The sequence below is a fragment of the Hirschia maritima DSM 19733 genome, from assembly GCF_000378345.1.
Lineage (GTDB): Bacteria > Pseudomonadota > Alphaproteobacteria > Caulobacterales > Hyphomonadaceae > Hirschia > Hirschia maritima.
The window spans coordinates 946,126-963,645 of the sequence record NZ_KB899544.1 but is presented as its reverse complement, the minus strand read 5'-3'; the positions used below and the strand labels follow the sequence as shown (position 1 = coordinate 963,645).

General features: G+C 45.4%; 15 protein-coding genes. 2 read left to right on the top strand and 13 right to left on the bottom strand.

The window, feature by feature from the left end; genetic code table 11:
- Positions 1-6: 6 nt before the first annotated feature.
- Entirely contained in the window at positions 7-1,143 is a 1,137-nt protein-coding gene (locus F551_RS0104565; RefSeq protein ID WP_018996308.1) for a Gfo/Idh/MocA family protein, read from the bottom strand.
- Positions 1,144-1,351: 208 nt separating this feature from the next.
- On the opposite strand from F551_RS0104565, the gene F551_RS0104560 reads away from it, so the two are divergent.
- The gene (locus tag F551_RS0104560) at positions 1,352-2,359 is read left to right on the top strand and encodes a LacI family DNA-binding transcriptional regulator (RefSeq protein ID WP_018996307.1); all 1,008 of its coding nucleotides are present in this window, start codon (positions 1,352-1,354) and stop codon (positions 2,357-2,359) included.
- Between the two features lie 40 nt (positions 2,360-2,399).
- Here F551_RS0104560 and F551_RS0104555 read toward each other — a convergent pair whose 3' ends face one another.
- Both F551_RS0104555 and guaA read right to left on the bottom strand, forming a co-directional pair.
- Positions 2,400-3,023 (bottom strand): trimeric intracellular cation channel family protein, encoded by a 624-nt coding sequence (locus F551_RS0104555; RefSeq protein WP_033404629.1) that lies wholly within the window; start codon positions 3,021-3,023, stop codon positions 2,400-2,402.
- Between the two features lie 254 nt (positions 3,024-3,277).
- Positions 3,278-4,852, bottom strand: coding sequence for a glutamine-hydrolyzing GMP synthase (guaA, locus tag F551_RS0104550; protein WP_033404626.1), 1,575 nt, complete (start codon positions 4,850-4,852; stop codon positions 3,278-3,280).
- A gap of 95 nt (positions 4,853-4,947) precedes the next feature.
- Here guaA and F551_RS16240 point away from each other — a divergent pair, with 95 nt between their 5' ends.
- Complete coding sequence (locus F551_RS16240; RefSeq protein ID WP_018996304.1) at positions 4,948-6,111, top strand: aspartyl/asparaginyl beta-hydroxylase domain-containing protein; 1,164 nt, start codon at positions 4,948-4,950, stop codon at positions 6,109-6,111.
- Between the two features lie 7 nt (positions 6,112-6,118).
- On the opposite strand, the gene F551_RS0104540 is transcribed toward F551_RS16240, so the two are convergent.
- The 10 genes from F551_RS0104540 to F551_RS0104495 form a co-directional block, all read right to left on the bottom strand.
- Positions 6,119-7,057: a threonine ammonia-lyase gene (locus F551_RS0104540; RefSeq protein WP_018996303.1), complete on the bottom strand. Its 939-nt coding sequence runs from the start codon at positions 7,055-7,057 to the stop codon at positions 6,119-6,121.
- Between the two features lie 36 nt (positions 7,058-7,093).
- Positions 7,094-7,564 carry a hypothetical protein gene (locus F551_RS0104535; RefSeq protein ID WP_018996302.1) on the bottom strand — a complete coding sequence of 157 codons (471 nt, stop codon included), beginning with the start codon at positions 7,562-7,564 and terminating at the stop codon, positions 7,094-7,096.
- Between the two features lie 165 nt (positions 7,565-7,729).
- On the bottom strand, positions 7,730-9,037 hold the full coding sequence (locus F551_RS0104530; RefSeq protein WP_018996301.1) for an RsmB/NOP family class I SAM-dependent RNA methyltransferase: 1,308 nt from the start codon (positions 9,035-9,037) through the stop codon (positions 7,730-7,732).
- A complete protein-coding gene (locus F551_RS0104525) occupies positions 9,030-9,566 on the bottom strand; it encodes a hypothetical protein (protein ID WP_018996300.1) in 537 nt (178 codons plus the stop codon). The genes F551_RS0104530 and F551_RS0104525 overlap by 8 nt, the downstream gene beginning before the upstream one ends.
- A gap of 68 nt (positions 9,567-9,634) precedes the next feature.
- Complete coding sequence (locus tag F551_RS0104520; RefSeq protein ID WP_018996299.1) at positions 9,635-10,735, bottom strand: hypothetical protein; 1,101 nt, start codon at positions 10,733-10,735, stop codon at positions 9,635-9,637.
- A 245-nt stretch (positions 10,736-10,980) separates the two neighbouring features.
- Positions 10,981-12,213 carry an acetyl-CoA acetyltransferase gene (locus tag F551_RS0104515; protein ID WP_018996298.1) on the bottom strand — a complete coding sequence of 411 codons (1,233 nt, stop codon included), beginning with the start codon at positions 12,211-12,213 and terminating at the stop codon, positions 10,981-10,983.
- 193 nt (positions 12,214-12,406) lie between these two features.
- Complete coding sequence (gene guaB, locus F551_RS0104510; protein ID WP_018996296.1) at positions 12,407-13,873, bottom strand: IMP dehydrogenase; 1,467 nt, start codon at positions 13,871-13,873, stop codon at positions 12,407-12,409.
- 135 nt (positions 13,874-14,008) lie between these two features.
- Entirely contained in the window at positions 14,009-14,761 is a 753-nt protein-coding gene (locus F551_RS0104505) for an RlmE family RNA methyltransferase (protein ID WP_018996295.1), read from the bottom strand.
- Positions 14,762-14,799: 38 nt separating this feature from the next.
- A complete protein-coding gene (locus tag F551_RS0104500) occupies positions 14,800-15,960 on the bottom strand; it encodes a Ppx/GppA phosphatase family protein (RefSeq protein WP_018996294.1) in 1,161 nt (386 codons plus the stop codon).
- 166 nt (positions 15,961-16,126) lie between these two features.
- Entirely contained in the window at positions 16,127-17,296 is a 1,170-nt protein-coding gene (locus F551_RS0104495; protein WP_018996293.1) for an outer membrane beta-barrel protein, read from the bottom strand.
- Positions 17,297-17,520 lie beyond the last annotated feature (224 nt).

The following is a 17,520-nucleotide window of genomic DNA, read 5'->3' as shown; positions in this document are numbered from 1 at the left end:
CAATCCCTACATTTCAGTCCATTTTTCAGAGCTAATTGCGTTCGTGAGAACTGCATCAACAAAGCGCATCACCCGCTCTCCAGCTTCAATTCCAACACCTTCTCCTAATTCACCATTTCCAACTATTGCATCAGCCATTTGACCATAAATATTTGAAAACGCTTCTATAAAGCCTTCAGGGTGGCCTGAAGGTGTTCTCAACAATTGCTGAGTTTGCGCGGACAAATACCCGTTATCTTGTCCAGCTCGTAGAATTTGTGTGGGACCATTTAGATCCATGTGAATGAGCGTGTTGGGATCAGAATGTGACCATTGAAATCCACCTGTTTCACCATAGACCTTGATTGTCAGCGCATTTTCTTCACCAGCCATGATCTGACTAGCTAGCAATACTCCCGAAACATCGTCTGACATGCCCATCAGCACTGACACATCATCATCGACAAGGCGCCCATCAACAAAACTGCGTATATCCGCGCAAACAGAGTTTACTTTTTTTCCAGAAATAAATTCCGCCAATGAAAAAGCGTGCGTGCCGATGTCGCCTAAACATCCAGCCGGGCCCGAAAGCGCGGGATCAGTTCTCCAACTTGCTTGCTTGACTTCTTCTTTTTCCAGGGGCGTTGACAACCACCCCTGAGGATATTGAACAAACACTTTTCGTATCTTTCCAATATCTCCATTCAGTACTCGAGAACGCGCTTCATGTACCATAGGATACCCAAGGTATGTAAACGTAAGCGCATATAAAGATGGACTTCCAGCTAACAACTCTTTTAGTGCTATTGTTTCTTCCAACGTCCTTGTTGGAGGCTTGTCGCAAACAATGTGAAACCCATTCTCAACCGCTAGAGCACATGCTTCATAGTGATAGGCATTCGGCGTCACAACGCTAATGCATTGAATTCGATCTTCCACGGGAAGTAACTTTTCCGCTTCCATTAGTTTGTCCGCTGAAGTGTGTGCGCGATCAGCGTCGACACCAAGCTCAGCTGCCATCTGTCTGGATTTTTCCGCATCTCGACTAAACGCACCGGCTACAATTTCAAATCTATTGTCTAGCCACATCGCGCGACGGTGAATCGCTCCAATAAAAGCCCCTGGGCCTCCACCAATCATTCCGACGCGGATTTTTTTTGTCATCGACAGACCTCTCCCCAGCCAGATTCACTAGCTTAATTTTGAGTAATGTAATCGATTACATTTTTCAGCGCAAGTTAAAATATTTGAATTTCTTTAAGTTGGAATTTGCCCTTTCAGGGAAACCCAATATCTTCAGCAACAAAGCAAAGAGATTCCTCATTAGAATTTTCGACCGCACGGAACGCTAATAAAAGAACAGGCCTATTCAATGTCGAGCATCAAAGACGTAGCGCGCCATGCCGGAGTTTCGGTTGCAACAGTATCAAGAACCATCAACTCCCCTAACAAAGTGTCAGAAGACACTCGCAAAAGCGTTGAAAAGGCCATTCTTGAGCTTAATTTCACCCCCAATTCTACAGCAAGAGACCTTCGCACCTCGCAAACGAGACGGGTGATTGTATTGGTTCCAAACATATCAAACCCGTTCTTTTCTAATGTGATTAAAGGGATTCAGAACTACGCAAATACGTGTGGATATTCAGTGCTTCTTGGGGAGACACATAATCAAATTAAACTGGAAAGAGATTACGCCAATATGGTCCTCAGACGCCAAGCCGACGGTATCATTCAACTTAGCGCCAGAAACCCTTTCAGTGAAATCAAATTGCAAAACGAAAAAGCGCCTCCGCCTTGGGTAAATGCATGTGAGTGTCTTGGGGAAACAAGCAGTCCGATAGTTAAAATCGACAATTATCAAGCGATGAAAGATCTTACCGAACACATTCTGGAGAAAGGCCACAAAAGGCTTGGTGTGGTATTAGGCCCCCAAGAAAGCCCTCTGACCCAAGAACGTTTAGAAGGCATTCTATCATGCCTTGATGACTCACCCGAGCAATCTCATTCGCTCATTCAGTACCAAGGAGATTTCAGTTCACATTCCGGTGCCCTCATTTCGCATGAAGTGGCCTCCTCACCCAAACGCCCTACAGCGATTATTTGCATGAATGACGAAATGGCATTTGGATTGATTCACGGCCTAAAACAGAAAAACATCAAAATTCCCCATGACATATCCGTTGCAGGGTTTGATGATATCGAACTAGCGCAATATTGTGACCCGCCACTCACAACCATTCAACAACCATCTATTGATCTGGGGCGCACTGCCATGAAAATACTCACTCAACAAATCGAGCGCACTGACCAGCACAATACAATTGCGACTTTTTCAACTCAATTAATTCCTAGAGAGAGCATTCGGCAAATAGAGAATTAGGCAAATTTTCCACTACCGCTGCTACACCTTCTCTGAGATATCAGTGATCTTTGTTAAATGGCCTTGGAAGGTTCAATTCAAACCTGATTGCACACGCCCTAATCACGAAGACGATCGAGGCACCAACGATCAAGCATAAAACAAGATCCATCCCCATAATCACACACCCAATAAACACTGCACCTCCTATTAAGGAAGCTGTCGCGTAGATGTCCTCCTTCAAGAGCATCACTTCCCGCCCACACAACAAATCGCGCACAACACCACCGCCTGTGGCTGTAATCGCCCCCATAATGGGAGCAACAAACGCAGCATGCCCCAATGAATACGCTTTATAGGCCCCAACCATTGAGAATAGCGACAACCCAATAGCGTCTAACCAAACGACTGTTTTCAATCGAGACCAAAAATTCGGAGCTGTTAACGCACAAATCCCACCCAAAAGGGCAAACAATAAACTCATTGGATCAGTTAGCCAGAAAACAGGCTGATCAAGAAGCAAGTCTCGTATCGTCCCGCCGCCAACTGCAGGAAAAAACGCAACCACTAACACACCGAAAACGTCCATATTCTTGCGCACGGCAGGAATTCCACCACTCAAGGCAAAGACGAATACGCCAACCAAATCGAGTGCGCGAAGAAATATAAGAGGCTCAATAAGCATTGAATGAACGTCCCAGAGAATAAATCTAGAAACATATAGGCGAATATCAGTTTCTGAACTGCTTATTGCCCCAATATGCAGCTTTGGAAAGTGCGGTGTGGTCTTACTTGGAACCGATAATTCCACAGATGACAACACAACGTCTCACTAAAAATAAATAGTAGCCTTCAAAATCGCTCCAACGCTGAATCGCCACCACTCTTGCCCACACGTTCAAAATTTTCGCTTAATAGAAAGACTATAAAATCAGCCTATTATTCCCATTCAATCGTGCCGGGTGGCTTTGAGGTAATGTCGTATGTGACGCGGTTAATCCCTTTGACCTCGTTGATTATACGAGTGGCTGTTTCACCGAGGAACTCGTGTGAAAATGGGAAATAATCCGCTGTCATGCCATCTACAGATGTCACTGCCCGCATAGCACAAGCATAATCATAAGTACGCCCATCACCCATAACGCCAACCGTCTTCACAGGTAGGATAGCGACATAGGCCTGCCAAATCTCGTCATAAAGGCCATGCTTACGAATTTGGTCGATATAGACAGCATCAGCCTCACGAAGAATTTCTAATTTTTCGCGTGTGATTTCACCTGGACAACGGATTGCAAGCCCAGGCCCAGGGAAAGGGTGACGCCCAATAAAGCTATCAGGCAAGCCAAGCTCACGTCCCAGCGCACGCACTTCATCTTTGAAAAGCTCACGAAGCGGTTCAACTAGCTTCAAACCCATTTTTTCTGGCAGACCACCAACATTATGGTGTGATTTAATAGTGACTGACGGACCACCAGAAAAACTAACTGACTCAATCACATCAGGATACAAAGTCCCTTGCGCAAGAAACTCTGCGCCTTCTATTGTGTCTGCGTGCTTCTGGAACACATCAATAAAGAGCTTACCAATTATCTTTCGTTTGGTTTCTGGATCAGATTGACCATCCAACTCACCGAGGAACAACTCACTCTCATCGGCGTGAATGAGTTTAATATTGTAATTGTCTCGGAACATCGCGACGACTTCTTTTGCTTCATCTTTACGAAGCAAACCGTGATCTACAAATACACATGTTAGCTGATCACCTATCGCTTGGTGCAGCAAAATTGCCGTGACAGAGCTATCAACCCCACCAGACAATCCACAAATAACGTTCTTATCACCAACTTGCTCGCGGATCCGTGCAATCGCCTCTTCACGATATGCACCCATCGTCCAATCGCCTTTAAAGCCAGCAAGCTTCAAGAAATTCTTATATAGCTCGCCACCTTTGGGGGTGTGGTGAACTTCAGGATGGAACTGAACCGCAAAGAAATTACGCTCTAAATCCGCTGTAATCGCAAATGGCGCGCCCGGTGATGTCCCGTAAACTTCAAACCCTGGAGCAATCTCAGCCACATGATCACCGTGCGACATCCAAACTTGCTCATCGCCGTCAGCAAACCATCCATCCAACATGCCCAGCTTTGATTCCGCAGGCGTTACGAAAGCGCGCCCAAATTCTGCTGTTGCATGCTCTCCAGCTTCTACACGCCCCCCAAGATCATGCATCATCACTTGCTGTCCATAACAGATCCCAAGAATTGGCACACCCAACTCATAGGCTGCCTTAGGAGGCCTTGGAGACCCTTCCCGCATGACTGAATCCGGCCCACCTGAAAAAATAATCGCCTTAGGATCATAGGCTTTCAGGCTTTCATCCGTCACATTTTGATAAGGATGAATTTCACAGTAAACACCGTTTTCACGAAGGCGGCGCGCAATAAGTTGAGTCACCTGACTACCAAAGTCGATGATCAACGCTTTTTCATGGTGGGAATCTTGTAAATCAGTCATGGCAAGCACATAACCGATGTTTTTAAGTTTGCACAGTCTATCAAAGCGTTTCAAAGTAAGTTTAAATAGAAAAACAGCCAAGACAACATGTGATCATGAATTCAATCCGCCCCAATGCTTCGGCCCAACAAATTGCACAAACTGGTTTCCAACTATTCAGAAGTGGCAATTACACTGATGCTCGCAACCATTTAGAGTTAGCAATTCAGAAGGGATTCATACACCCCGATTCTTATGTTGTATTAAGTCATTGCCACCGCAACCTCAATGACATTCAAAACGCTTTGAAGGCTGTAGAAACTGCGTTAAGCGCCGCGCCAAAACACATGAGAGCATTGCTGGCCAAAGGCGAACTCTTGGAACTACAGCAAGATTTAGATGAAGCAGTTCGTTTTTACAAAAGCGCGATTTCTGTCGCTCCATCACCAGATGAAATCCCTGCTGATATTCGACCCAATTTTTCAAAAGCATTTGAATTAATTGAGTCACAAGCTCAAAAGCACGAACAAAACCTACTTCGTTTTCTACCTTCAAAAAAAGAAACTCTCTCTCAAAGCAAAAGATTCGCAGAATCGATAGAAATATTACTGGGAAAAGCTAAACCTTACTTTCAGCAACCAACACGCTTTTTCTTTCCCGGCCTCGCTCAAAAAGCTGTATATTCGCGAGATGAGTTTGATTGGGTCAAGGAATTAGAAGATCAAACCGCAAATATAAAAAAAGAACTTCTCTCCCTTATACAAGATCAAAACAACCTTGCCCCTTATGTACAAGCCGATGACAAGGATCTAATTTTACGAGACAACAAACTCATAAACAATTCAGACTGGAGCGCTTGTTACCTCTGGAAAAATGGAAAACTCCAAGAAGACATGGCCGAAAAATGTCCTCAAACGGTTTCTGCGCTAAGCTCTCTGCCGTTGGATTTTCTAGAAAATCAAACCCCTTCAATTTTATTTTCAGTCTTGAAACCAGGAACCCATATACCTCCGCACCACGGAATGTTGAATACTCGTCTAATTTGTCACTTGCCTTTAATAGTCCCCCCAAATTGCGGCATACGCGTGGGAAATGAACATATCAACTGGGAAGAAGGAAAAGTAATTATTTTCGATGATAGCATTGAACATGAAGCGTGGAATAACAGTCAAGAAACTCGCGTCGTATTACTCTTTGAAATCTGGCACCCCGAATTAACTGAAAATGAGAAAGCTCTAATTCAACAAACTTTCTTGGCTATAAATGCGGCAAAAAGCTAACTGAAATTCACCACGGCAAATCATCCAAGTCTACGTTACCACCTGTGATAATAACGCCAATCTTCTCGCCTTTTATTTCTTGTCTGTGAAACAATAGCGATGCAATTGCTACGGCACTGCTAGGTTCAATCACAATTTTCAATTCTGACCAGATCAGTCGCATGGACGCCACGATATCTTTTTCAGAAACCTCTATCAGTTTATCCAGATATTTTTGCAGTATTTCAAAAGGGTTGGGACCCAAATTCCCACGCAAACCATCAGCTATTGAATTAAGCGTCGTGTTTCCAACTAATTCACCACTAGCCAACGAACGTGCGGCGTCATTTACCTCTTCAGGTTCAACACCGCAGGTATAAACATTAGGTTTTGTAGCTTTGGTAATAAGCGCAGTTCCTGCCATTAAGCCTCCACCGCCTACAGGTGCGACTATAGCATCTAAATCTGGCATCTCATTTAACAACTCTAATGCGACAGTAGCCTGCCCAGCAATTACCAAAGGATCATTATATGGATGCACTATTTTAGCGCCTGTTTCTTTCTGAACTTTAGCCGCCGCTTCTTCTCTAGCCTTCGTTGTTGGCTCACAATACTCAATTAAGCCACCCAACTCTTCTACTTGAGAAATTTTCATTTTATTGGAATTGTTTGGCATCACAATTCGTGCAGAAATCCCTCTATTTTTTGCAGCTAAAGACAAAGCCGCCGCATGATTGCCTGATGAGTGCGTAGCAACACCTTTGGAGGCTTCTTCATCTGACATTGCAAACACAGCGTTGTGTGCACCACGGGCCTTAAACGCACCTATGTGCTGAAAATTTTCGCATTTGAAATACACATCAGCTTCAAACAACGAATTCAATTTTTCAGATTGAAGAATTGGGGTCGATTTCACAAAAGGAGATATTCGTTCCGAGGCCTCATAAACATCTTTTTCCGAAATCATAAAACCACCCCGCGCAACAATTTATCTCTTTAAAGGCTATAACGAAGTAAAACGTTCTCCAATGGCCCGCTGCCTAAAACGATTTAATAGGTCGGCTAATGCCTCGGGGTTTCTTGCACCCGCTTCAATCAAGATATCATCACCTGTATCGCCATCATCTTGACGGCACCACACACCCGATTCACCTTTATATGTATCCGCACGAAAACTGGATACATCTTTCCACGACCAAGTGTGAACTACGCCATACACACCACGGGTAAATTGATGAGGCTCCAAATAAACATAGGAGCCGCCGGTCTTCACGTGCTCATACCCCATCCATATGCCGGGGATGCATACTAAAATGGCTATAACTGGTAATAAACCGTGCCCGGAGGCTACATACCAAATCGAAACCAATACAAGAAGAATGCAAAGCCCAGTCATCAATAGACTATAAATCCAACCATTTCTCAATTTAATGGTTTCCGGCAAAGGGGCTTCTATTGGAGGAATATCAGACATTTGGCTCACGTCCCATGATTCACTTCAAACACACGAGATACAGAATGCACCAATTTTCTATTTTCGAATAGTCTGAATTCCTCCATCCCCTCATGTATTTGAGGAATAGCCAAGTAAATAACATGATCCGTACTAACGAATACGGATTATCTTCTCATTCCAATATCAGCTTTCTCGGCGCATCAACGCCATGAAGAAGCCATCCGTTCCAGCTGAACGGGGCGTCAAACGAACAGAACCTCCTAGACGTTTATTTCGCGCTAGAATGGCTTCACCTTCTTCTGTCAGTTGTCCAGATCGTATAGCGCTTTCAACGACGTCCTCTTGAGTAAAGTCGCTGCGGTCGGCGAGAAATGCAGCGACCTGATCCTCATTCTCTTCCATCAAGAAGGAACATGTAATGTAGAGTAAACGTCCACCCGGCTTCACGAAATTACATGCCTTGTGAAGGATTTCAGCTTGTTGCCTGCGACGAAGGTTAAGTGAATTCTCCTTTAACCGCCATTTCGCATCTGGACGCCGTCTCCATGTTCCTACTCCTGAACATGGCGCATCAATTACAACAAGATCCATGTTCAATTCGAGATCATTCAACCCCAAATCCTCTTGTGGATGGCGCAATTGTACATTTCTCGCGCCCGCACGCTTCAATCGAGGTATCATCGCGGAGAGACGACGCCCTTCGATATCATAGGCGTAGATTTGCCCTTTATTTTCCATCGTTGCAGCCATAGCGAGTGACTTACCGCCGCCACCAGCACAATAGTCTAGCACTTGCTCCCCAGGCTGCGCATTAGCTCCAGCTGCAGCCATTTGGCTACCCGCATCCTGAACTTCGACCCACCCCTTGGAATAAGCCGGAATACTCTCTACAGAATTGGCGCGCACAGATGGGTCAGGGGCAGGAATACGAAAACCATTTTTCAACGAAGGAATAGGTTCTGCCTTGACCGAACGAAGCGCTTTTTCAGCCTTCTCCGGCTCGGCTTTCAGTGTATTAATACGCAAGTCGACGGGCGCTCTTACAGCCATTGCCTGCGCTTCAATCACAGACTCTTCGCCGAAGGTGCGTTCCATTAGACCCGCCATCCATTCTGGGTAGTCACCGCGCACATGCGCAGGAGCCACAGGGTCTGGTGCCATCACAAGACGTTCACGCTCATCGAGCGTCAAAGCTGAAGGCGCATGCTCTTGATCAAAGGCCTCATCCACACGGCCAATATCCCAGTTCCAAACGTGGGTAAGCGCACCCAATACCAATGCGCGCGGCTCATCTGAGCCCATTGCATGCGCAAGGCTTAGCTTATTGCGTAAAGAATCTAGTACCAAACCTGACACCCATGCGCGATCTTTAGAGCCCGCATAACGCGCCCGCTTACCCCAATCTTTTGCCGCTGATTTTACAGGTTGGTGACGTGTTAAAACGTCAGTGAGTACTTTTATAGCCGCGTCGATTTTTCCGCCGTCACGCATTTGGTTTAAACCTTTTAAATTTCACAATTGTATCCCGCGTCACACCTTGTGAATTAGCTAAGCGCGTCTCAATGCTTCCTGTGAACCGACCCGCATGCATAATCCCAAGAGCATCAGTGAGCAGATACAGGTGGAAAGAAGCTGTGGCGCATGCTTTCTCAAATTCATCAAGATAATGCAATGCGTAGAGACGAATTTCCTCGCTATTGTGTATTTCCGATGCATCAACAAAGAATGTGTGCGCCAGATAATTTCTACAACGAATAAAGGCTTTGATATTGTCAGCCCAAACAGGATCTTGATCTCGAAATATTTTTTCCACTCGCCGATAGATCATTCCCAATGATTGACCTTCCAGCTCGTCACGCCTTTCCCGGCTTGATTCTCCTTTGGCTTTCAGCATCCCCCAAACAGTGTTTTCTAATGTTTGTTCAAATACTTGCGCACGAAAACTAACCTCGCCAAACCTACGAAGGACTTCATCTGCATTGGCTTCTGATATGGATTTTTCGGGAATACCATCGCGCATGGGTTAACACCTGTTATACGAGTTTCTTCGCTAACAGCTTTAAAGAATTTGATTGAGAATTAAAGATCTTATTCGGATGTGTTGTTAGAAGCAGATAACATCCCATAATATGGACTTTCAGGATGCAACACGCCTACAGCTGCTCCAAGCCCCAACAGCAACACCACTAAAAACACAATTGGTGTTATAAACGTTTTCTGCTTTGGTATTTTTATTGTCGTTGGTTGAGCAGCGTTCAATTCACTAAATTCAGGAACGTCTTCTAGGACATCTTCAGCAATCTTAGCTTCATCCGCCTCAACCTCAACGTTCGGAATTTCTATATTTTCTGTCGCCAGTTCTACTTCTTCAACCTGTTGATTTAACTGCGGCTCTTCGATCGCACTTAAATCTTCAACCACCTCTTCCAGTCGAGCTTCTTCCAACACCTCAACTTCTTCAAGCGGAATTTCGTCTGGAACTATTCCTTCAACTTCTAACTCTTCAGCTTCTGGCAAATCATCGGGAATTTCATTTTTCTGCGCCTTAAGCTCAGCGGTATCTGATAAACTCTGCTCTTCTATGTTCTCCGCGAGCTGAACTTCCTCAACTGTATCTTCAGGTAATTCTGAAAGATCTGAAGTTTCTATAAGCTCTTTTACTTTTGGAATATCTAAGTCTTCAGGTTCAGGGAACGAAGGTTCTAACTCAGGCAATTCATCCAAAACATTGGGAAGTTCAGTTTCAACACTCTCCACGTCAGGAAGAGTTTCGCTTTGCAGCTGAACATCTAGTTCATCATTCGACGCTGTGGGTAAAGCGCTCTCATCAATTGCCAATCCAGCATAAACATTTTTAACGTCACGGCGCACAAGCTGAGACACGGCACGCCAAGACTTGCTCTCGCGACTTCCAATTCCCTTGGCATTCACAAAATCTAAACCTGACAATTCAGGCGGTATTATCGCATTATCCAACAAAACCAGTGTTGAATCCGGAAGGTCCTTTATACGCTTCTGATAAGGTGAAAGATGCGTCGACCACAATACGATTTGATTTGCGCTATTTGCAAACTGTCCTGCACCTGATGCATATCCTATGTTCGCCGGGACATTTTGTTTTTTGAGATATCGGGCCAATGAATTTGCAGCGGCTTTATCCGCTCTTGCACAAACAATACGAACAGCCATTTTAACGATCCCAATATTCCATCACATTACGTTTTGTATTTTGTCGTAGCATGAAGTATTCAGATATGAAATTGCACCCGATTTTCTCGACCAATTTTCAAAATCCGCCTTCTGCTTATTTTTTTTGCAACTACGCCACAAATTTAAGCACCTCGACGACCTACATCATCAGGATTTTGATCAACGATTTGACTGGTACATACCATTTTTTGCGCGGTATCTTCGTCTAAATTCAAGATTAAAAGCTAATCCACTCCCACCACGAATGAACAATTTGTCGTGCCTGACCCTCCAACATTATAAGTGGCGACTGTCTTGGCACCTTCAACTTGGTAATCACCAGCGGTACCAGTTGTTTGCTTGTATGAGTCCAACAGCATACGTACACCCGTCGCACCGACTGGATGTCCCAACCCAATTAATCCTCCAGATGGGTTAACTGGGATTTTGCCGTCAAATGCTATTCTGCCATCTTCAATTGCCTTCCAAGCCTCACCTGGAGCGGTGATGCCAAAGTGCTCAATCGCCATGTATTCCGTCACAGAAAAACAATCATGTGTTTCTATTGCGTCAAGTTGCTCGGGGCCCACAATTCCTGCTCGTGAATAAGCATCCGTAATCGCCTTTCGTACCCAAGGAAAAACATACTCTTGGTTTTCGCTTTCTTTCATCTTGGTTTCAAACAACATGGGGGCAGTTGTGTGTCCCCAACCTTTGATACGCGGTAGATCCTCCAACGTAAGGCCTCGTGCTTTCGCGTATTCAACTGCTCGTTCTTCAGATGCAAGAAAAACGACTGCTGCACCATCCGTCACTTGACCGCAATCCTGACGTCGCATCCACCCCTCAATGATCGGGTTGGCTTCAGCATCAGCGGTAAAACTACTATCTGTGAACTTCCATTTTCGGGTCTGCGCATTTGGATTTCGCGCACCATTTTCAAAATTGATTTTCGAGATTCCCATCAAATGCTCGTATTTCAATCCGTAACGTTGGTCATAGACTGCAGCGAGATTTGAAAACATATGCGGCCAAACATATTGTGCTGAAGTTGCTTCTTCACCTCGCCAGCACGCAGCCCCCAAATGATCAGCTGCAATATCACCCGACACATTTCTCATTAGCTCAACACCGGCGACGCAGGCTAAATCATAACGACCGCTTTCTATATCAGCCATTGCAGCCAAGGCCGCCAATGAGCCAGATGCACAGGCTCCCTCGTGTCTGGATGCAGGCATTCCCGAAAAGTCAGGATGAACATGACCGAAAAATCCCCCCAACATCCCCTGACCCGCAAAAAGTTCTGCAACGAAATTTCCAACATGACTCACTTGAATATCTTTGGGTGCCAATTTGGTGTTTTCGAGCCCGCTTTGAACTACAGAAGAAAAAATATCGAAAAGGCTACGATCATTTCGTGTCCAATTAAACGAAAAGTCCGTTTGTGCACCACCTAATATATATACTGATTTAGACATTCTCTTCCCCGATATTTCTTTGCTTTTTATCCATCGCCATTTGACGCCTATCTGGCCTGGCAATTGAATCTATTAAAACAAGTTATTTCAGCAGGTATCGTTTTGCAAGTTACTATTGAAATGATTACCCCGCAAACAAAAAAGGCCGAAGATAATATCTTCGGCCTCAATGCTATTTTCAATTTCAAAAACGCTAATTGCTAGTGAAAGAATAATTTGGCGCTTCACGTGTCATCTTCACATCATGAACATGGCTTTCACGTAATCCAGCACCTGTAATCTGAATAAAGCGTGCTTTATCATGCAGCTCAGCAATATCAGCGGCACCCACATAACCCATCGCTGCGCGAAGACCACCAATCACCTGATGAAGAATTGCGCCTACAGGACCTTTGTAAGGCACTTGCCCCTCAATCCCCTCTGGCACAAGCTTCATTGTGTCTTTTACTTCACCTTGGAAATATCGATCAGCTGAACCGCGACCCATCGCTCCAATAGAACCCATTCCTCGATAGGACTTATATGAACGTCCTTGGAACAAGAACACCTCGCCCGGCGCTTCATCTGTACCGGCCAACATAGAACCAAGCATTGCACAGTTTGCTCCAGCAGCTAGCGCTTTTGCAAAGTCACCAGAGAATTTTATTCCACCGTCAGCAATGACCGGCACACCAGAATCGGCTGCGGCCTTTGCAGCGTCAGAAATAGCTGTCAATTGTGGAACACCAACACCAGCGACAATGCGGGTTGTACATATTGAACCTGGTCCAATACCCACTTTCACTGCATCTGCACCTGCATCGATCAGTGCTTTAGCAGCATCATAAGTTGCTATGTTTCCGGCGATTACTTGAGTATCACCAGACATTTTCTTAACTTGCTCTACAGCTTTCAAAACACCTGCCGAATGGCCATGTGCGGTATCAACAACCACCACATCAACGCCAGCTTCAATCAAAGCTTCAGCACGTGAGATACCATCAGCTCCAACACCGGTTGCAGCCCCCACAAGCAAGCGCCCTTGAGAGTCTTTAGCCGCGTTTGGGTTTGATGCGGCTTTCTCCATATCTTTAACCGTTAGAAGACCAACACAACGCTCTTTGTCATCTACAACAATCAGTCGCTCAATACGGTGTTGATGTAATAATTTACGCGCTTCATCCTGCGAGACACCTTCGCGCACTGTCACCAATTTAGTTGTCATCAACTCAGAGACAGGAATGTTTAAGTCATCAGAAAAACGCACATCACGGTTTGTGATAATACCGACAACTTTACCGTCACCTTTTTTCTCAACTACTGGAATACCTGAAAAGCCGTACTCATCCTTGATACGCTTAACGTCTTCCAATGTTGCATCGGGCGTCAGCATAACAGGATCTGCAACGACACCACTTTCGAATTTTTTCACGCGCGTTACATGCTGCGCTTGCTTTTCGATCGTCATGTTCTTGTGCAGAATACCGATACCACCCGCTTGCGCCATTGCTATAGCAAGTGGAGATTCAGTCACTGTATCCATCGCTGCGGACAGAATTGGTGCGTTTAGTTCAATTTTTTTTGTAAGTCTGGATTTGATTCCAACTTGTGCAGGAAGAACCTGCGAAGGACCTGGCTCGAGTAGAACATCATCGAACGTAATGGCCTGGCGAATTTTCATGGATGAAGCTCCCTTTTTGGCCTAATAATGGAGCTTACCACATATGTGAAGCCCCCAAATTGAAAATGAGGGCATTTCTTTTCGCCTTTTTACCCATGTGTTGAGAAAAGGACCATCTTTCAATTCTGACGCGAATTAACGTTTTTTGGTTTGCTTGAAACCCAACGCAACCGCAAACATCTCAGGACTACCTGCACGAGATGAAGGCGGCTTCCAATACCGGACATCAGCAAAATTTTCGTCCATCAAGGCTTTGAGGTCACCTTGTGCTCCCCCTTGGAAAACCTTAGTGCAAAAATTTCCACCAATTTCCAAGTTGTTGATAGCAAACTGTACGGCCATTTCAGCAAGTTGTACCGTTCGAATGTGGTCTGTTTGCTTATGACCAGTTGTCGCCGCCGCCATGTCTGACAAAACCAAAGTCGGTTTGCCTTGCAGCGCCGACATCATTTCCTTCATCGCTTCGGGATCATTTACATCACCCTCGATAAGGTGCGCACCTGCAATTGGTTCAACCGGTAACAAGTCGATCCCTACAACATAGTGAGCTCCTCGCTGCATCAAAACTTGAGTCCAGCTGCCCGGCGCACATCCAAGATCAACAACACGTTGAGTGTTTTTAAGGAGGCCAAATTTTTCATCCAGATCCAGCAATTTGTACGCAGCTCGAGCGCGCCACCCAGCCTCTTGAGCCCGCCGCACATATGGATCGTTCAATTGACGCTCAATCCAAGCTCTTGACGACTTTTTGGTGATGCCACCCTTTTTGATTTTCTTTTTAGTATTAAACGTTTTCTCACGCGCGCGTTCGGCATCAGCCGCACTTGGGCCTTTCCATCGACGTTTACCGTCTTCAGTTTTCGAACGTTCTGTTTTCTTGTCAGTCATCAAAATCTCTAAAAAAGAACTTTATCCGTTCATTTCATTTATTTGGTGGTTTCAGGTATTGGCGCTTGTATTTCTTGTGCAGCCTTGTTTTCAACTTTCTCACCTTCAGTAGGCTTAGGTTTTCCATTTCCACGCTTGCGTTTCTTCTTACTCGGTTTTTTGCCATGTATCAAAGATAGCAAAACACCTTCCCTCAAACCTCGGTCAGCTGCTCTCAACCGCTCTGAAGGCCAAATCTGCCAAACCGCATCTAAAATAGCACACCCTGCGAGTACAAGTTCAGCTCTATCGGGCCCAATACATGGCTCCGTTGCTCGTTTTTCCCGAGAAGCATATCGCAACTTATCCCTTGCTGCTTCCATCCCTTCTTGAGAAACCCATTTTCCATCAACCGCAGCACGTGTGTACTTAGGTAACCCCAAATGCACAGCTGCCAAACTAGTGACGGTTCCCGAGGTTCCCAACATCTGACCACGCCCAGCTTTGAACAAAGGCCCAAACCGCTTAGCTGCGTCATTCTCATTCAGCAATTCCATAACGTACTGAACTAGATCATCGTACCAATCTGGATCTTCTTCGGGACTTTTTTCAGGAAACATCTCTGATAAAGTGACCACCCCCACAGGGAAAGACGCCCACCCCAGAATAGGAGGCCGCTGAGCACAACCAGAAACTCCTCTTCGTTTGGCTGCCCTAGCATCAACCCAGCTCAGCTCTGTTGACCCACCTCCAATGTCAACAACAAGAGTAAAATCCTTAGTCTCATCCACCAAATCAAGAGACCCCAAGAGCGCAAGTTTCGCCTCTTCTTTTGGGCTGATCGTTTCAAGCTTAATTCCAGTTGCACGCTTCACACGCTGCAAAAAAGCGGGACCATTACTCGCTGCCCGACAGGCTTGCGTCGTGATGCATCTAACCTGACAATTATTGTATTTTTTGAGCTTTGTTTTACAATCTTTCAGCGCAGCGACAGCTCGATCCATAGCGGCGTCAGATAGCTTTCCAGTATTGGCTAAACCTTCCCCCAATCGCACGACTCGGGAAAAACTATCCAGCACCCGGAATCCATCTCCCGTGCGTTCTGCAACTAGCAGCCTACAATTATTCGTACCAAGGTCCAACGCAGCAAAAGTCGCAGACCTTTTTTTAGCTCCAGAACCCTTTGAAGGCTTTCGTGGAGCTTTGTGATTTCTTGCCATTGGGCAATCCAAAATTTTAAGTTGGAATCAGCATATCAATTTTCAAGAATATGAACACCTTAAGATATTCCACATATTCAATTTTTTTGATTTTAAAATAGTTCAATAAAAAAAGGCCCGAAAACAAAACAGTTTCCGGGCCAATTATTAGATTAGTTTGCTAAACCTAGCGAACCGTAAGCACGATTTGAGCGCGACGGTTTAGAGGCTCGCGAACGCCATCAGCTGTTGCTTTAGCTAAGCCTTCTTCACCTTTAGCATCTGTAGAAACCAAAGATGCATCAACTCCGCGTGCAACAAGTGCATCACGAACAACTGCCGCACGACGTGCAGACAGACGTGCGTTATATGCTCTGTTACCTGAAGTATCTGTGTAACCATCAATTGTTGCCACTGATACCGCACAACCGTTCTCTAGAGCACGGCGCGTAGCACTGTTCACAACTTCTTGAGCTGGACCAGTAAGAACTGAACTATCCCACTCAAAGTAAACAGCAAAGTCTTGCGACTGAGCAGCACAGTTAATTACTGGAGCCGTCTCAACCAAAGTCTCCGGAGGTGGAGGTGGAGGAGGAGGAGGAGGTGGTGGAGGCGGAGGTGGTGGAGGCGGAGGTGGTGGTGGTGGTGGCGGAGGTGGAGCCGCTGGCGCACCAAACAAGAAGTTCAACCCAGCCATAACTGAGTGTTCTTGGTATTCACCTTCATATGTTGCGTCTTTTCCAGCAAATTCAAATTCATCAGTTGCTAGGAATTTGTATCCAACATCAAATGACAAACGATCTGTCAGATCCATGTTTATACCTGCAAGAATGTTTCCAGCAAATCCTGTGTCCGAGTCATCTAGACCGTTCACTGCATTTCCGCTAGTCGCATTATACAAGTTAGACGCACGAGCGCTTAATGTAGCAACACCTGCACCAATACCAATGTATGGGTGTACATCTCCTTCGCTGTTGAACTCTTTTAATGCATTAAGCATCAAAGTTGTTCCACGAAGAGAACCATTACCTTCTGGACCCAATCCTGATTGCGTACCAATAAAATAGTCGCTTACGGATAGCTTTGTGTTGCGGTGATCTAGAGCGCCTTCCAAGCGAAAGCCGTTAGCAAATTCATAACCGATCGCACCCAAAAGGACTGCATCGGAATCCGAACTCGCATCTCCACCCAGTTGACCTGTAGAGCTAGTTGAAGGAGCATCAGGGTCAAAGGTCCCGTCTGCAATCATTCCAACACCTACACGGCCATACCAGCCATCATCTTCTTGTGCGTGAGCCACAAATGGTGCCGACATACATGCGGCGGCCGCAGTGGCGCAAAATAGTGCCTTTTTCATACCCATCCCCTATAAGCTGAGGTACGTTAGAATTCGCATTAGGCAATGCAAATTCAAGAATCAAGAACGCGGTCGCCCCGCATTCCGTTAACCCCGATACACTCTTTTTTACTGAAAAGCGACACTTCTTACTGCATGTTAGCGGCTCTTATCCCTCTTTTTTTGAAAATCGCGTCCTATAAGCAACAAATTTCAACACATATCTATTGAGGCGAATTGTACAG

Excerpts from the sequence above, each read along its gene's own strand:
- guaA (WP_033404626.1), bottom strand. The coding sequence starts at position 4,852 with ATGACTGATTTACAAGATTCCCACCATGAAAAAGCGTTGATCATCGAC.
- F551_RS0104495 (WP_018996293.1), bottom strand. The coding sequence starts at position 17,296 with ATGAAAAAGGCACTATTTTGCGCCACTGCGGCCGCCGCATGTATGTCG.
- F551_RS0104520 (WP_018996299.1), bottom strand. The coding sequence starts at position 10,735 with ATGGCTGTTCGTATTGTTTGTGCAAGAGCGGATAAAGCCGCTGCAAAT.
- F551_RS0104535 (WP_018996302.1), bottom strand. The coding sequence starts at position 7,564 with ATGTCTGATATTCCTCCAATAGAAGCCCCTTTGCCGGAAACCATTAAA.
- F551_RS0104530 (WP_018996301.1), bottom strand. The coding sequence starts at position 9,037 with ATGCGTGACGGCGGAAAAATCGACGCGGCTATAAAAGTACTCACTGAC.
- F551_RS0104560 (WP_018996307.1), top strand. The coding sequence starts at position 1,352 with ATGTCGAGCATCAAAGACGTAGCGCGCCATGCCGGAGTTTCGGTTGCA.
- F551_RS0104540 (WP_018996303.1), bottom strand. The coding sequence starts at position 7,057 with ATGATTTCGGAAAAAGATGTTTATGAGGCCTCGGAACGAATATCTCCT.
- F551_RS0104515 (WP_018996298.1), bottom strand. The coding sequence starts at position 12,213 with ATGTCTAAATCAGTATATATATTAGGTGGTGCACAAACGGACTTTTCG.
- F551_RS0104500 (WP_018996294.1), bottom strand. The coding sequence starts at position 15,960 with ATGGCAAGAAATCACAAAGCTCCACGAAAGCCTTCAAAGGGTTCTGGA.
- F551_RS0104505 (WP_018996295.1), bottom strand. The coding sequence starts at position 14,761 with ATGACTGACAAGAAAACAGAACGTTCGAAAACTGAAGACGGTAAACGT.
- guaB (WP_018996296.1), bottom strand. The coding sequence starts at position 13,873 with ATGAAAATTCGCCAGGCCATTACGTTCGATGATGTTCTACTCGAGCCA.
- F551_RS0104555 (WP_033404629.1), bottom strand. The coding sequence starts at position 3,023 with ATGCTTATTGAGCCTCTTATATTTCTTCGCGCACTCGATTTGGTTGGC.
- F551_RS0104525 (WP_018996300.1), bottom strand. The coding sequence starts at position 9,566 with ATGCGCGATGGTATTCCCGAAAAATCCATATCAGAAGCCAATGCAGAT.
- F551_RS0104565 (WP_018996308.1), bottom strand. The coding sequence starts at position 1,143 with ATGACAAAAAAAATCCGCGTCGGAATGATTGGTGGAGGCCCAGGGGCT.
- F551_RS16240 (WP_018996304.1), top strand. The coding sequence starts at position 4,948 with ATGAATTCAATCCGCCCCAATGCTTCGGCCCAACAAATTGCACAAACT.